This window comes from Mycoplasmopsis verecunda (genome assembly GCF_033546915.1).
Classification (GTDB): Bacteria; Bacillota_I; Bacilli_A; order Mycoplasmatales; family Metamycoplasmataceae; genus Mycoplasmopsis; species Mycoplasmopsis verecunda.
The window spans coordinates 883,784-900,066 of sequence record NZ_CP137850.1 but is presented as its reverse complement, the minus strand read 5'-3'; the positions used below and the strand labels follow the sequence as shown (position 1 = coordinate 900,066).

The following is a 16,283-nucleotide window of genomic DNA, read 5'->3' as shown; positions in this document are numbered from 1 at the left end:
CAACTTTTAAATAAGTAAGAGTTTGTGGTGGATGCCTTGGGTCTGAAAGTCGATGAAGGACGTGATTACCTGCGATAAGCCTCGTGGAGCTGGATATAAGCACCGAAACGGGGATTTCCGAATGGGGAAACCTAACTAGAGTAATGTCTAGTTGCTATGGAATGAATAAAATAGTTCCATTTGCGAGACACGTTGTGAACTGAAACATCTTAGTAGCAACAGGAAAAGAAAATAAAAATGATTTCATCAGTAGCGGCGAGCGAACGTGAAAGAGCCCAAACCAGTTTTTTAAACTGGGGTTGTAGGACTATCTACATAAAGTTACAAATCTTTGTTATAGCAGAATAGTTTGGGAAAACTAAGCACAGAGGGTGATACTCCCGTAAGCGAAATAGCAAAGACTTTTGATAGTATCCTGAGTAGGGCGGGGCACGTGAAACCCTGTCTGAATCTGCCGGGACCATCCGGTAAGGCTAAATACTAATCAGACACCGATAGTGAACTAGTACCGTGAGGGAAAGGTGAAAAGAACCCCGGGAGGGGAGTGAAATAGAATCTGAAACCACTTACTTACAATTAGTCAGAGCCCGTTAATGGGTGATGGCGTACATCTTGCAGTATGGACCGGCGAGTTATGTTAACATGCGAGGTTAAGCAGAAAAAAGCGGAGCCGCAGAGAAATCGAGTCTTAATAGGGCGTCTAGTATGTTGATATATACCCGAAACCATGTGATCTATTCATGAGCAGGCTGAAGCTTGGTTAATCCCAAGTGGAGGGCCGAACCGTAGTACGCTGAAAAGTGCCCGGATGACTTGTGAATAGCGGAGAAATTCCAATCGAACTTGGAGATAGCTGGTTCTCCTCGAAATAGCTTTAGGGCTAGCGTGTGATGTTAAACTTTGATGGTAGAGCACTGAATATGGAATGGCCGCGTCTAGCGGTACTGACTATAATCAAACTCCGAATATCATTGTGTATTATCATGCAGTCGGAACCGGGGTGCTAACGTCCCGGCTCGCGAGGGCAACAACCCAGATCGTCAGCTAAGGTCCCAAAATCGTGTTAAGTCAGAAAGGTTGTGAGATTTCATAAACAACTAGGAGGTTGGCTTAGAAGCAGCCATCCTTTAAAGAGTGCGTAATAGCTCACTAGTCAAGAGATCTTGCGCCAATAATGTAACGGGAGTAAAACACGATACCGAAGCTACGGGTACATTTAGTACGTTAGAGGAGCGTTCTTAATGCGGCGAAGTCAGACCGTGAGGACTGGTGGAGCGTTAAGAAGTGAGAATGCCGGTATGAGTAACGATTTGAGGTGAGAATCCTCAACGCCTATTGGGAAAGGTTTCCTGGGGAAGGTTCGTCCACCCAGGGTTAGTCAGGACCTAAGGAAAGGCTGAAAAGCGTATCCGATGGACAACAGGTTAATATTCCTGTACCACCTGCGTAAGTGATGGAGTGACGAAGAAGGATAACACTACCTATTATTGGATTTAGGGATAAGTGATTACTGGTGAATCTAGTTAAATGCGGATTCTATAACTGGGAGTCATAATGTATAGCTACTTGTAGTGAATTGTGTGATTTCATACTTCCAAGAAAAGCTTCTAAGCGTTATAAAACAAAAGGTGCCTGTACCGAGAACGGACACACGTTCCCAAGATGAGTATTCTAAGGCGAGCGAGAAAACCAATGTTAAGGAACTCTGCAAATTAACCCCGTAAGTTCGCGAGAAGGGGTGCCAACATTTGTTGGCCACAGTAAATTGTGAGGGGCAACTGTTTATCAAAAACACAGCTCTCTGCTAAATCGTAAGATGAAGTATAGGGGGTGAAGCCTGCCCAGTGCCCGAAGGTTAAGCGGATTTGTTAGCTATGCGAAGCATTGAAGTGAAGCCCGGGTGAACGGCGGCCGTAACTATAACGGTCCTAAGGTAGCGAAATTCCTTGTCGGCTAAATACTGACCTGCACGAAAGGCGCAATGATCTCTCAACTGTCTCAACATTGGACTCGGTGAAATTATGGTCCCAGTGAAAACGCTGGGTACCCGCATCAAGACGAAAAGACCCACGTGGAGCTTTACTACAACTTTGTATTGAAACTTGGCCTAACATGTGTAGGATAGGTGGGAGACAATGAGGCTAGGACGCCAGTTCTAGATTAGTCGACCTTGAAATACCACCCTTGGTATGTTGAGTTTCTAACCTGCTACCGTAATCCGGTAGGGGACAGTGCGTGGTGGGTAGTTTGACTGGGGCGGTTGCCTCCTAAAAGGTAACGGAGGCGTTCAAAGGTACACTCAATACGGTCAGAAACCGTATGTAGAGCGCAAAGGTAGAAGTGTGCTTGACTGCGAGACCTACAAGTCGAGCAGGTGCGAAAGCAGGACTTAGTGATTCGGCTGTACGTCATGGAACGGCAGTTGCTCAACGGATAAAAGTTACCCTGGGGATAACAGGCTTATCTTGCCCAGAGATTACATCGACGGCAAGGCTTGGCACCTCGATGTCGGCTCATCGCATCCTGGAGCTGGAGTCGGTTCCAAGGGTTTGGCTGTTCGCCAATTAAAGCGGTACGCGAGCTGGGTTCAGAACGTTGTGAGACAGTTCGGTCCCTATCTGATGTGGGCGTTGGAATATTGATGAGAGCTGCTCTTAGTACCAGATGGACTGGAGTGGACGTACCGCTGGTGTTCCAGTTGTTCCGCCAGGAGCATAGCTGGGTAGCTAAGTACGGAAGGGATAACCGCTGAAAGCATCTAAGTGGGAAGCCTCCTCAGAGATAAGTATTCCCTTGAAATTCCTTGTAGACTACGAGGTTGATAGGATGGAAGTGTAAGTGTAGTAATACATTCAGCTGACCATTACTAATAAATTGATAGGTTTAAAAGTTATGTATTCAGACATTTTAATGAATTATTAACATAGCTATTACTATTCAGTTTTCAAAGAACATAAAAAATTTTGAAAATATAAAAGATATAGTATAATATTTTTGCAGTTCTTGGAGAAGTAGCTCAGTTTGGTAGAGCACTACATTTGGGCTGTAGTGGTCGCAGGTTCAAATCCTGTCTTCTTCACCATTTATGGGGGGTTAGCTCATTTGGCTAGAGCGCCTGCCTTGCACGCAGGAGGTGGTGGGTTCGAATCCCATACTCTCCACCATTTATGGCACTGTAGCTCAGTTGGTTAGAGCATCCGGTTCATACCCGGAAGGTCATGAGTTCGAATCTCATCGGTGCTACCATTTTATACTGTTAAATATTTACAACATCCGGACCTATAGCTCAATGGTTAGAGCAACCGGCTCATAACCGGTCGGTTACAGGTTCGAGTCCTGTTGGGTCCACCATGGGTGATTACCCAAGTCTGGCTGAAGGGACTAGTCTTGAAAACTAGCAGGGGCTTCACGGCCCACGGGGGTTCGAATCCCTCATCACCCGCCATATTTAATGGTATAATATTCATAGCAGAGTGGAGCAGTGGTAGCTCGTCGGGCTCATAACCCGAAGGTCAAAAGTTCAATTCTTTTCTCTGCAACCAATGGTCCAGTGGTAAAGTGGTTTAATACGCCTCCCTGTCACGGAGGAGATCGCGGGTTCAATTCCCGTCTGGACCGCCATGGCCTTGTAGCTCAGTAGGTAGAGCAACAGATTGAAGCTCTGTGTGTCGCTGGTTCGATTCCTGCCGAGGCCACCACAGAAAAATTCCTCTATTTTGTTAGCAAAAATGTGTTAATAAAATAGAGGAATTTTATTTTAGATAAAATTTAAAGATTCTGAAAGGAAATTATGGATTATAAAAAAACATTAAATATGCCTAATACATCTTTTGAAATGAGAGCTAATTTAACATCTAAAGAACCTATATATAGAGAAAATTTATTAAAAAATCAAGTGTATAAAAGAGTTTTAGAACTACATAAAAATGATCCTAAATTTATCTTACATGATGGTCCACCATATGCAAATGGAGATATACATGTTGGCCATGCAATGAATAAGATTTTAAAAGATTTCATCGTTAGATATAAAACTTTAAGTGGATTTTATTCACCATATGTACCAGGATGAGATACACACGGCCTGCCAATTGAACATAAAATGTTGCAAGAAATGAATGTTTCGAAAGAAGATTTAGATCCAGTTACATTACGTAAAAAAGCTCACACCTATGCATTAAGCCAAGTAGAACGTCAAAAATCACAATTTATGCAATTACAAATCTTTGCTGATTTTGAAAAAATATATATAACACTAGCTCCAGAATATGAAGCTAAACAATTAGAAGTATTTGCTAAAATGATGTTAGATGGTTTAGTATATAAAGGTTTAAAACCAATCTACTGATCACCTTCATCTCAAAGTGCTTTAGCTGAAGCTGAAGTTGAATATCAAGATGTAAAAAGTCCTTCAATTTATGTTAAAATGCATGTTGAAAAATCAAATTATGATTTAATTCAACCTGGTGATTGTTTCTTAGTGTGAACAACTACCCCTTGAACATTAATAGCTAATGCTGCAGTTGCCTTAGGTAATGATATTGAATATCTTGTATTTAATCATGATGGAACTAGATACATAATGGCTAGCGATTTATATAATGATTTCATAGCTAAATTAAATTGAGAATCTGAAGTAATTTCAACATTTAAAGGTAGTGAAATTAATGGTAAAGAAATTTTCTACTATACACCGATATTACATCAATTAGCACCAGCTGTAATTGGACACCACGTTACAAATGAATCCGGAACAGGAATAGTACATATTGCTCCAATGTTTGGTGAAGATGACTTCTTAATTGGACAAAAGAATAATTTAGAAAAAATAATGCATATTTCTGATAAAGGTTACATCGAAAATACAAACACTCAATTTGATGGTAAATTCTATATGGATGCTAATAAAGATATATCAATCTTTTTAGGAGATGATGTAGTACATTTCCAATGAGTTAAACACTCATATCCACATGACTGAAGAACGCATCAACCAATTATTTTTCGTGGTACACCTCAATGATTTGTTTCTATTGATAAAATCAGACAACAAATTTTAGATCAAATAGATTCTGCTGTTAATACATACCCAGAATGAGCTAAAAACCGTCTTTTCCAAATGATTGAAAATAGACATGATTGAACTATTTCGCGTCAAAGAACTTGAGGATTACCTTTAATAATTTTCTATGATCAAGATGGAGAAGCTATTATAGATCAAGAACAATTTGATCACATAATTAATTTAGTAAGACAACATGGCAGCGATATTTGATGAGAATGAGATACAGAACAATTATTATTACCTAAATATCAAAATAAAAACTTTACTAGAGAAATGGATATTATGGATGTTTGATTTGACTCGGGAGTTTCATCAATAGCTGTTGATATTGATGGTAATGTTCAATCACCATATGACTTATATTTAGAAGGTATTGACCAATATAGAGGATGATTTAATTCTTCTATTATTACTTCAGTAGCTTATAAAGGCATTTCTCCTTACAAAAACTTAATTTCACATGGTTTTGCTCTTGATGGAAAAGGCGAAAAAATGTCAAAATCAAAAGGAAATGTAATTGCTCCAATTGATGTTATAACTAAACGTGGTGCAGATATTCTTCGTCTTTGAGTAGCTAATAGTGAATATACTAATGATGTTTCTATTTCAAACGAAATATTAGATCAAAATACCGAAATTTATCGTAAGATAAGAAATACCATTAAATTTATTTTAGGTAATTTAGATCAATATAATTATGATGCTAACACTACAAGAACGGGTATTCACTTATTTATTAAAGAACAATTAAATTACATTAAATCAGAAGTATTTAAAGCTTATGATGAATATAAATTTATCAATGTAATCAAATTAATTAACAACTATTTAGTTGAACTTTCCTCTTTTTACCTTTCTGTAACAAAAGATATCTTATACATTAGAGAAAGAAATGATGCAGAAAGATTAATGGTTCTAGCTAACTTATATGAAATCTTAGATTTCTTATTACTTGCTTTAGCTCCGATTTTACCTACAACAATTGAAGAAGCATATTCACACTTTAATAAAATTAATAAGTATGATTCAATAATGTTTGAATCGTACAACAAGAATGATACATACTCACAAGCTGTATTAGAACAATTCAAAGAGTTCTTTGATTTAAGAGATAAAGTTAATGTTTTAATTGATGAAGCAACCAAAAACGGCATTATTAAACGTTCTAATGAAGTTCAATTAATTTTACCTAAACAAAGTGATTTCATTAACTGCCTTGATTTAAAAACATTATTAATGGTAGGTAACATTGTCCAAGGTGATGAAATAAAAGTTGAAAAATTTAAATCTGTTAAATGTAATAGATGTTGAAATCACTTCGAAGAAAACGTGATGCAAGGTGATTTATGTCCTTTATGTTTTAGTATAATTTCTAAAATGGAATAATAATATGAACAAAGCACAAACAAGTTGAGAAAGATATAAAAGTCAATCAGTTAATAATTGAAATAATTACAAAATTTATTTCAAAACAAAATGAAAACGAATTTTAGCAGCTTATATTATTATGCTGATAGCATTTACAATTATTTATACAATTGATCAAGTAACTAAAACATTACTTTTTTACCATGTAGATGTAAATGCAATGGAAGCAGCTGGCAACAGTACTTGATATATAGGTAATCATACAGGGATTGACCCTGAAAAAATATACCCTTCATCTAATGAATGATTAAAATATGGAATAATTGGTATTAGAAGTATATGACATAAAGGGGTAACTTTTATGTCAACTAATAATATTGTCTTTATACAAGTTTTAAGTTTTATAATTGCAATTGGAATTTTATTAGTTCCACTTTATCCATCAAAATATATTTATTGATATGCTGTATTTTACGGAATATTATTAGCTGGGGATTTGGGTAATGCAACTGACAGAATTGCTTTTAGCGGATATGTTAAAGATTGATTCTATTTCCCTTGATATGATAGAGGAACAATGAATTTTGCTGATGTTTCTGTAATTTTTAGTGTTATAGCTATTGTGATTACAGTACTTACAACAACAATTATTGACTGAAATAAAGAAAGAAAAAATAATAAACAAGACATTGAATCATAGTTATAAAAACTATGAACTGAAATGCAATCTCCATTGCAACATAAAGAATTCCTAGGGATTAAAATAATCTCTAGGTTTTTTATATAAAAACTCGGTTTAAATAACCGAGACACTCTAATATTTCTTGTTCTTAAAGAACTTGTTTTTCTTGTAATTTGATTCACGTTGTCTTTTAGTTTTTATGAAGAATTTTTCATCACCTGGTATTGGTGTTCATTGTTCTTTATAATAATTTCAATTATAGAATAATTCATCTGCGCTCATTCAATCAAATATTTCTCTTGGCATAGAATTAATTTTGTCTTGAGTTTCTTTAATTTCATCGTCAGATACTAAATTAAAATTTTTACCTTTCTTATAAAATCTTCTAACAATACCATTAAAGTTTTCTATACTTCCTTTTTGAAATGAAGCATAAGGATTAGCTTTGTAGACATAAATTTTAAGTCTATATGCAAGATAAAAAAGAGTTCTAAATTCAAATCCATTATCAGCTGTTACACTTTTAACATTTAATTGATATTTCTTTATCAAGTTTCATAAAGCTTCTGCTATTTTTCATGGATTTTTACCTTGGAATTTTGTTATTATTCCATATCTTGTTAATCTCTCTTGAAATATTAATAAGTGATAATTATCAGCACCAGATTTACCAACTATTAAATCTACTTCTCAATGTCCAAATGTATTTCTTTGATTAATTCTGCTGGTCTGGAATCAAAACGGTCTTACTCATCTAGCACCAACTAGTGTATCAACAACAGTTTTTAATTTTTTGCCACCTGGTTTATAATACATTCTTAATCTTTCTTTTTTCTTAATAACTCATTGATTAGAATTTATTCAATTAAATACAGTTCTCAATGATGGAATTTTGATGTCATAATTCATTTTCACAAATGTATATGTTGGCTTGACACCAAAAGTTTTCTTATCGTATTTAGAAACAAAAATACTTGAGAATTCCTGATATTGATTGATTTGATTTAATAGCTTAAAATGATTTTTTCATTCATTTCTAATATCTGATTTATTTTGAGCTGAAAATGCATTATATCCCCAAAAATCAGAGTTATTTGTAATTTCTCTATACAATGAACTTTTATTAATTTTAAGAATTTTAGATATCTCTATAACTGAGAAATTTTGACTTAATAATAGTTCGATTTGAACTCGTAATTTGAATGTGATTCTTGTATAATTTATTCGAAATCCTTCCCGAGGGTTTTCAGTGGAGCACAAAAAAACAGTACTCCACTTTTATTATACTTTAATAAAAGTGTTACACTGCAGATTGCAATTCAGCTCATAGTTATAAAAACTATGATTTTTTTTAAAATATAATAAAATTAAGCAATGAAAAAACAGCATAATACAAGTGAAGGAAAATCGAAGTTTAAATTACCAACTTCTAATGATAAAATTAAGAAAAAAATGTGAACTGAAATTCTAAAAAAGAAGCCAGTTGATAATTATTTAATTTCACAATCTGCTCCAGCTATTTTAGATACCGAGAAAATTATTTCAGAAGAAGAGTATTTAAAATACAAAATGGGACAATATCTTTTAAATAATAAACAAAAACAAAAAAGATTAACTTTTAAAGAATTTATTTTAAGATATTGATTTAGAGTTTTGCTCCTATTTTGTGGCGCTTTAGTATTTAACTTTGGAATTCACATTTTCTTAGCTAAGTCTGATACTATTCCATCAGGAATAACAGGGATACCAACTATTTTGCAATATTTATTCCCAGTCATGAGACAATATTTTGCTTTAATTTATTTTGCTTGCAATGTGCCCTTATTTATTATATTTTGAAAGAAAGTCAAACGTTCATTTCTAATATATACACTTGTATTTATGTTCTTTTTACAAATTACCAACTTCATTTTTGTTGAACATGCAGTTCATGTGTGATTCTTTGACAAAATAAGTTTTTTACATAATGATTATGATGATTTTACACTTATATATAATCCAAGCGAAATGGTAGATTTAAAAGCAATTGAAACTTCTCAATTTAAAATAAGTCCTGAATATCAACCTGGTACTGGATGAAAAACATTACCTTTAATTCAAGCTGTTAATTACTTAGAAAAAGGAACATTAACAGAATTATTAAAAGTAGCTAATGATAATCCATTATTGTCAAATATAATTTCTCCACAAGATTTAAATAATTGAACTTTAGAACAATTAAGTCAGCTTGTGTGATATGCTGAAGGGCAAACATGACCTATTCTTTTATACGGAAGTATAGGAGCTGCTTTTATAGGAATGGGAATAGCCTTATCTTGAAAAGCTGGTGGTTCAACAGGGGGAACAGATATTATAGCTTATTTCTTTTCAACGAAATATAAGAAAAGTGTTGGCGGAATATTATCTATGGTTGCTTTAATAACAGCCTGTGTGTACTTAGTAATCTATGGCTTTGTTAGACCTAATATAAATGGAGAAATATTTGGTATGAGAGAATTATCAACATTTGCATATTTAATTGTGACTAATGTTGTAGTTAATATCTTATATCCTAAATATAAGAAAGTTAAATTAACAATTATTTCTTCAGAACCTGAAAAAGTAATTGCTTACTTTAAGCTTATTAATTACTGACACAGTTATAGACTTGTTAGATTTAAATCAGGATATACAGGAAAATATCAATATAAAATTGAAACAGTTGCTTTATTATTGGAAACTAAAAACATAATAAGTGACTTAAAATTAGTTGATCCAAAAATTTGAATTTCAGCAGTTTCTGTTGGAGGTGTTATTGGATCATTTAATACAAAATTTGTGGAACAGTAGTTATGCTGTTCTTTTTTTGTGCTTTTAGTTTAAAAAATTATTTATAAAACGAAAGGAGGTAAATATGACATTAAACGAGTTGCAAAAAATTAAAACTAGTGATCTTAGCGATGTAACTCCTGGTTTCGGTATAATGGGAGCAATAACTGCTGTAACTGGTGTAATTGGATTAATATCACAATTTGTTAGTTTATATAAATCATTTAGGTCATCATCTGGACAATATAAAACAAAAGAAGCAGAATATAAATGAGATGATAAAGCTAAAAATGAGCCAAGAATACTTGAAAATTACATATTATTTTAATTTTTTAATTTTTAATAACAAGGTATAATATGCATGTTACTTCAAGTAACCGTACTGAAAAGGTTATTTAAGAGCTTACGCCACCTTAAAGACGAGCCACTATTTTGGAGGTATTGCATGTTAGCAATTATCGAAACAGGTGGGAAACAACTTTTAGTTAAAGAAGGTCAAACAATCTTTATCGAAAAAATCGAAGGTGAAGAAAATACAGAAGTAAAATTCGACAAAGTTTTACTTATCAATGATAAAATTGGTAGACCATACTTAGAAGGTGCAGTCGTAACAGGAACTATCGAAAAACAAGGTAAAGCAAAGAAAATCGTTGTTTACCGTCACAATGCGAAATCAACTCACAAGAGAAAACTTGGACACCGTCAACCTTATACACGTGTTAAAATTACAGGAATCGCAGGTTAATTAAACTATGGCACATACGAAAGCCGGTGGGTCAACACGTAATGGTCGTGATTCACATTCAAAACGTTTAGGTGCAAAACTAGGAGACGGACAATTCGCAACAGCAGGATCAATCATTTATCGTCAAAGAGGAACAAAAATTTTCCCAGGACAAAATGTTGGTCGTGGTGGAGATGACACTTTATTTACAAAAATCGATGGTTATGTAAAATACGAAAGCAGAAGAAACAGAAAGTATGTTTCAGTATATCCTGAAAGACAAAATTAATATACTTAAATAATAAAATGTGCTATCATTAGCACATTTTTTATATATTTATACATTCAGAAATTAATGTAACATAATTAGCTCCACTTTTGATTAAAATATCGTTTCCATCATCTGGAGTAGAGCTCGGAAAACAATTAATTTCCTTACCAATATCATTAAAATAATCAATTAAATGAAAAGCTTTTGAATCCTTATCCAATGAAAAAATAATAGCTTGAGTAGCAATAATTGAAGCAATTATATTAGATTCTTTATAATGATGTCTTTTAGGATGAACACCTAAAGGATATTGCGAGATAAATAGTTCATTATTTAAATCAATATCTTGAGTATTTATTCTATCAATGCCTTCTTTTAAAATATGTATAATCTTTCCTTTATGTTGTCGAAATAGATTAATAATATTTCTCTCTTTTTCATATCCATTAGTAACTAAAATAGAGTTTTTTACCAACGTTTCAATATTCGCACTTAAATACTTAACATTCGTATTTTCGTTAATAATATACAATCTATTTTTTTCTCTTAATAAGTTTGCATTCCCTTTATAATAAAGGACATAAGGCGGATATCTTAGGATATTAAAATCGCTTGGATATGTATCATCAAGAATAGTAAAGTATCTAACATTAAGTTGTTCATATAATTGTTTCCATTCGATTAATTGTTTGCGACTGATTTGTTTAAAATTTTTAATTTCTTTGAAAATTAAAAATGAGTCACCTTTATATTTATTTGATGTATAAAATAGTAATTCGTTCATTATTCCTCCACTATTTATATACAAAAATCACATTATGAACAATTTTAGGAAATATGCTTAATTTCAACTTTTAATACTACTGTATAGAGCATTTAATTATTTTAGTTTTTAAACTAAAATAATATAATATACACAAAATACAAAACATTTACTTTACACAAAATTATTTAGGAGAAATTATGAAAATAGCTTTCTTTGATTCGAAAGACTATGACGTTAAATCATTTAATGAATATAACAATGGGAGACATGAAATAACATTCTTTAAAGAAAACTTAAACTTAGATACAGTTAAGCTAGCTAAAGGATATGATGCTGTATGCGGATTTGTTAACACATATGGTGATAAGGTTATTTTAGAAGTATTAGCTAAAATGGGAATTAAATACTGATTCCAAAGATCAATGGGATATAACAAAATTGATATTGCTAAAGCTAATGAATTAGGAATAGAAGTATTTAGAATTTTTAATTACTCAGCTGAAAGTATTGGAGAATTTGCTTTCGCTACAATGTCAGCTTTAAATAGAAACTTATTAATTGCAAATTCAAGAGTGCAAAAATACAACTTTTCACTTAATGGGTTAGATGGAAAATGCATTGGTAATTCAACTATTGGGGTAATTGGCTCAGGAAAAATTGGACAAACTTTTATTAAAATTGCTAAAGCAACAGGGGCAAGAGTATTAGTATTTGATGCTTTTGCTAGAGATAACTTCCCTCAATTAGCTGAACAATTTGGATTTGAATTTGTTTCACTAACAGAATTACTTCAAGCAAGTGATTTCATTTCAATTCACTGTCCATTATTACCTTCAACAAGATATTTAATTGACCAAGATGCAATCAATACTATGAAAGATGGTGTTATTGTAGTTAACACGGCTAGAGGTGAAATCGTTGATCTTAAAGCTATGTTAAATGGATTAAAATCAGGAAAAGTTCGTGGATTTGCAACTGATGTTTTAGAAAGAGAAGAAGGAAGATTTTACGAAGATGTTTCATCTCGTATAGTTGAACTTAAAGCTATGGATCCAGAATGAAAAGAATTAATCGAAATGGATAATGTACTTGTCACATCACACCAAGCTTACTTAACAGATTTAGCATTAAGTCAAATTGCACAAGCAACATTAGATAATGCTGATAATGCACAAAAAGGAGACTTCTCGAAAGCATTAAGGCTTATGGAGAATGGTAAAATTCAAAATGGATAATGGAAAGCTTATTAATAATACTAATATTAAGCAAGATAAAGCACAATCTCGTGTAAAAGCATTTTTTAATGAATTATTTAGTTTTTTTAAATTTAAACCTTTAGAAAGAATGAATGCAGAAAAACCTAGTGATCTTCGTACATGATTAGTACATGGAATTTCTGAGTTTTTTGGAACAATATTAATTTCTTTAGGACTAGCTGGTTTATCAATTTATACTAAATCAGGATATGTAGCTGAAACTTATTTATTACATCCAATTATTGTTGGATTTTATGCTGGGTTTATAGTGGTTGGAACTTGTTTATTCTTATTTTTACGTTGGAGCTGTGATTTAAATCCGGCTGTAACGATATATAGATATTTAAACGGTAGAAATAACGGTTGATATGCTACATATAAAATTATTATTCAAATGTTAGGAGCTATAGCTGCTGGAGCAATTATTTATGGATTAGGAAAAGTATCTGCTAAAGATGGATTAATTTCTAATGCCCCTATTACAGCTATTAGTGCTGCTAATAAATCATTTATTGATTATTCTAACTATAGCAGAGGTGGATTCTTAGCTGCTGGTTCAACATGAATTTTCTTTGTTGAATTAGTTATGACTTCAATCTTATTATTCCCAATTTTTTCACCTAATATTAATAACAAATATCGTGATTTATTAATCATGTTTGTTATTTCACTTAGTGTTTGAATGGGGATTTTAGGTGGTTCAGCCGCTATTAACCCTGCAAGAGGACTAGCACAACAATTTCCTGTGTTATTATTCGAAGGGCATTCAGATTTATTTATTCAAACAACAGGTAAAGGAATTGAAAAATTCAGTAACCTAGGATTTACTGATGAACAATTACATTTAGTAAAAATTAAAGATTACTTAAATGCTAAAGGTCAATTAACACCAGAAGGCGTTAAACTAATAAGAGAAAATGGAATCTTATGAGATTCTATTACATACGGGACATTAGCTATGGTAATTGGTGATGTTATGTCTCCTGTATTCTACTTATTTGTACAAGGTGCAACTCAAAAAATGGTCAATCCGCTTGTTACAAAAATTATTTCATTTAAAAACTATAGAGCACAATCAATAACAACACCTGAAAAAGAAAATAAAGCTAAAGGCAAAAAATAATATTTATTTCATACATATATTATTAAATATATGTATGATTTTTATTACTAGGAGGATAATATGGATATAGAAGCAATTAAATTAGTAGCGAAAGAGCTCAATATCTCAGAACAACAAGTATCAATTGTATTAGATATGTTATCAGAAGGTTCAACAGTACCATTTATTTCACGTTATAGAAAAGATAAAACAGGTGGACTTGATGAAGAACAAATCTATAAAATAGAAGCTGAATTTAAATATAAAAATGAATTACTTGAAAGACAACAAGCAATTATTAAAATTCTTGAAGAAAAAGATTTATTAACAAAAGAATTAAAGAACAAAATTCTAGCAACCACTATTAAAAGTGATCTAGAAGCAATATATGAACCATTTAAGGTTGGAAAAGTAACTAAAGCTTCAAAAGCTATTGAATTAGGACTAGAACCATTAGCTAAAAGAATTTTTGAAAATAAATCACCTAATTTCAATAGAGAAATAGAAGCTAAAAAATATCTAAATGAAAACATTGAATCTGTTGAATTTGCTTTAGAACAAGCAAATTACATTATTGCACAATGAATTTCGCAAGATTTTGAAATTAGAGATAGAATTAAGCAAGATATTTTAAAATTTGGAACACTTAGAACAAGTGAAACTAAAAAAGCTAAAGAAATTGATGAGGATAAGAAATTCACAAATTATTATGATTTTTCAATTCCTATTAAATACATAAAAAATCACCAAGTTTTAGCTATAAATCGTGGTGAAAAATTAGGTATTTTAAAGTTAACTTTTGATTATAAGCATGAAATTCTTGAAACTATAATTTTAAAGAAAATAGATAAAACTAGAAATAACAAGCCAAATGTCATTGATGCTATTAAAGATTCATTAAAACGTCTAATTTTACCAAGTATAGAGCGAGAAATATTTAGTGATTTATTTGCAAAAGCGGAAGCTTCAAGTATCCAAATTTTTGCAAATTCTGTTGAAAAATTACTTCTTGCTCCAGCAATGTGTGGCCATAATATTTTGGCAATTGACCCGGCTTTTGTTAACGGATGTAAATTGGCTGCTTTGAATGAAAATGGGGATGTATTAGAAATTAATAAGATATTTCCGAATGCACCATTAAACAAAACTAAGCAAGCTGCTGAAATTACATTAGATATGATTCATAAACATAATATTGATATTGTTGTAATTGGTAATGGAACAGCATCTAGAGAAACGGAACTATTTATTGCACAATTAATTAAGCAAAATAATTTAAATGTTAAGTATGCAATTGTTTCTGAAGTTGGGGCTAGTGTGTATTCGGCTTCTAAATTAGCAATAGAAGAGTTTCCTAATTTACATGTTGAAGAACGAAGTGCTATTAATATAGGAAGAAAATTCCTTGATCCACTTAATGAATTAGTTAAAATTGATCCAAAATCAATAGGTGTTGGTCAATATCAACATGATGTTAATCAAAAAGAGTTAGAACATTACTTAGATTTCAAGGTACAAAAAGTTGTTAATGAAGTTGGAGTGGATTTAAATACTGCTACTAAACACATATTAACCTTTATAGCTGGATTAAGCGAAAAAAGTGCACAAAATATCATTGAATATAGAAATTCAAAACCTAATAAAAAATATGAATCAAGATTCGAAATAAAACAAGTAAAAGGTATTGGGGATAAAACATTTGAACAATGTATCGGTTTCTTAAGAATATTTACTTCAAGTAATTTCTTAGATAAAACAATTATTCACCCTGAATCATATCAACTAGCAAATCAAATTATTAATGATTATAAATTAGTATTAAGTGATGATGGGATTGATGTTTCTGACTTAAAAATTGATGAATTAGTTAAAAAATACAATAGTGATAAATATACAATTGAATTGATTTTAAAAGCTTTTAGTACACCTACTAAGAAAATTACTGATAATAAACAAGGGTTTATCTTAAAAGATAATATTACAAATGTTGAAGATTTAGCTATTGGTTCAATTGTTTCAGGAACTGTTGAAAATATCACCGATTTTGGTATATTTATGTATATTGGAATTAAGCAAAGCTTATTTATTCACACAAGTAATTTAAAATTAGAAAATGGAAGTACAGTATTTGAACAATATTATCCTGGTCAAATTTTAAAAGCCAAAATAACAGAAATAGATTTAAATAGAAACCGTATTGGTGGTAAAGAAATATAAAATAAAAAGTTGGCAATGAATACT

Annotated in this window: 11 protein-coding genes, 8 tRNA genes and 1 rRNA gene; 18 read left to right on the top strand and 2 right to left on the bottom strand. The window is 31.8% G+C overall.

Features of this window, described 5'->3' with window-relative positions; translation table 4 throughout:
- Positions 1-4: 4 nt before the first annotated feature.
- From SAM46_RS03510 to SAM46_RS03460, 11 genes are all read left to right on the top strand, one after another.
- Positions 5-2,891: ribosomal RNA gene (locus SAM46_RS03510) — 23S ribosomal RNA — on the top strand.
- Between the two features lie 114 nt (positions 2,892-3,005).
- Positions 3,006-3,082, top strand: a tRNA-Pro gene (locus SAM46_RS03505).
- A gap of 5 nt (positions 3,083-3,087) precedes the next feature.
- Positions 3,088-3,164, top strand: a tRNA-Ala gene (locus tag SAM46_RS03500).
- A 5-nt stretch (positions 3,165-3,169) separates the two neighbouring features.
- Positions 3,170-3,246 (top strand) — tRNA-Met (locus SAM46_RS03495).
- Between the two features lie 29 nt (positions 3,247-3,275).
- A tRNA-Ile gene (locus tag SAM46_RS03490) sits at positions 3,276-3,351 on the top strand.
- A 1-nt stretch (position 3,352) separates the two neighbouring features.
- Positions 3,353-3,445: transfer RNA gene (locus tag SAM46_RS03485), tRNA-Ser, on the top strand.
- 22 nt (positions 3,446-3,467) lie between these two features.
- Positions 3,468-3,542, top strand: a tRNA-Met gene (locus SAM46_RS03480).
- Positions 3,543-3,544: 2 nt separating this feature from the next.
- Positions 3,545-3,621: transfer RNA gene (locus SAM46_RS03475), tRNA-Asp, on the top strand.
- Position 3,622: 1 nt separating this feature from the next.
- Positions 3,623-3,698 (top strand) — tRNA-Phe (locus tag SAM46_RS03470).
- 92 nt (positions 3,699-3,790) lie between these two features.
- Positions 3,791-6,451 (top strand): isoleucine--tRNA ligase, encoded by a 2,661-nt coding sequence (gene ileS, locus SAM46_RS03465; protein WP_078747375.1) that lies wholly within the window; start codon positions 3,791-3,793, stop codon positions 6,449-6,451.
- Positions 6,452-6,455: 4 nt separating this feature from the next.
- Positions 6,456-7,133, top strand: coding sequence for a signal peptidase II (locus SAM46_RS03460; protein WP_078747374.1), 678 nt, complete (start codon positions 6,456-6,458; stop codon positions 7,131-7,133).
- Between the two features lie 114 nt (positions 7,134-7,247).
- On the opposite strand, the gene SAM46_RS03455 is transcribed toward SAM46_RS03460, so the two are convergent.
- Positions 7,248-8,339, bottom strand: a complete 1,092-nt coding sequence (locus tag SAM46_RS03455) for an IS30 family transposase (protein WP_449871057.1) — start codon at positions 8,337-8,339, stop codon at positions 7,248-7,250.
- A gap of 150 nt (positions 8,340-8,489) precedes the next feature.
- Here SAM46_RS03455 and SAM46_RS03450 point away from each other — a divergent pair, with 150 nt between their 5' ends.
- The 4 genes from SAM46_RS03450 to rpmA all read left to right on the top strand — a co-directional run bounded on the left by SAM46_RS03450 (position 8,490) and on the right by rpmA (position 10,936).
- Positions 8,490-9,944, top strand: coding sequence for a YitT family protein (locus SAM46_RS03450; protein ID WP_078747341.1), 1,455 nt, complete (start codon positions 8,490-8,492; stop codon positions 9,942-9,944).
- A gap of 64 nt (positions 9,945-10,008) precedes the next feature.
- Complete coding sequence (locus SAM46_RS03445) at positions 10,009-10,251, top strand: hypothetical protein (RefSeq protein WP_078747342.1); 243 nt, start codon at positions 10,009-10,011, stop codon at positions 10,249-10,251.
- A gap of 117 nt (positions 10,252-10,368) precedes the next feature.
- Positions 10,369-10,668, top strand: a complete 300-nt coding sequence (gene rplU / locus SAM46_RS03440) for a 50S ribosomal protein L21 (protein ID WP_078747343.1) — start codon at positions 10,369-10,371, stop codon at positions 10,666-10,668.
- A gap of 7 nt (positions 10,669-10,675) precedes the next feature.
- On the top strand, positions 10,676-10,936 hold the full coding sequence (gene rpmA, locus SAM46_RS03435; protein ID WP_078747344.1) for a 50S ribosomal protein L27: 261 nt from the start codon (positions 10,676-10,678) through the stop codon (positions 10,934-10,936).
- Between the two features lie 40 nt (positions 10,937-10,976).
- Here rpmA and SAM46_RS03430 read toward each other — a convergent pair whose 3' ends face one another.
- Complete coding sequence (locus SAM46_RS03430) at positions 10,977-11,702, bottom strand: DNA-processing protein DprA (protein ID WP_159442416.1); 726 nt, start codon at positions 11,700-11,702, stop codon at positions 10,977-10,979.
- Positions 11,703-11,881: 179 nt separating this feature from the next.
- On the opposite strand from SAM46_RS03430, the gene SAM46_RS03425 reads away from it, so the two are divergent.
- The 3 genes from SAM46_RS03425 to SAM46_RS03415 are packed head-to-tail and all read left to right on the top strand — an operon-like array spanning position 11,882 to position 16,259.
- Entirely contained in the window at positions 11,882-12,919 is a 1,038-nt protein-coding gene (locus SAM46_RS03425; protein ID WP_078747346.1) for an NAD(P)-dependent oxidoreductase, read from the top strand.
- A complete protein-coding gene (locus SAM46_RS03420; protein ID WP_235645900.1) occupies positions 12,897-14,063 on the top strand; it encodes an aquaporin in 1,167 nt (388 codons plus the stop codon). Before SAM46_RS03425 ends, SAM46_RS03420 begins: the two co-directional genes overlap by 23 nt.
- A gap of 60 nt (positions 14,064-14,123) precedes the next feature.
- A complete protein-coding gene (locus tag SAM46_RS03415) occupies positions 14,124-16,259 on the top strand; it encodes a Tex-like N-terminal domain-containing protein (RefSeq protein ID WP_078747347.1) in 2,136 nt (711 codons plus the stop codon).
- Positions 16,260-16,283 lie beyond the last annotated feature (24 nt).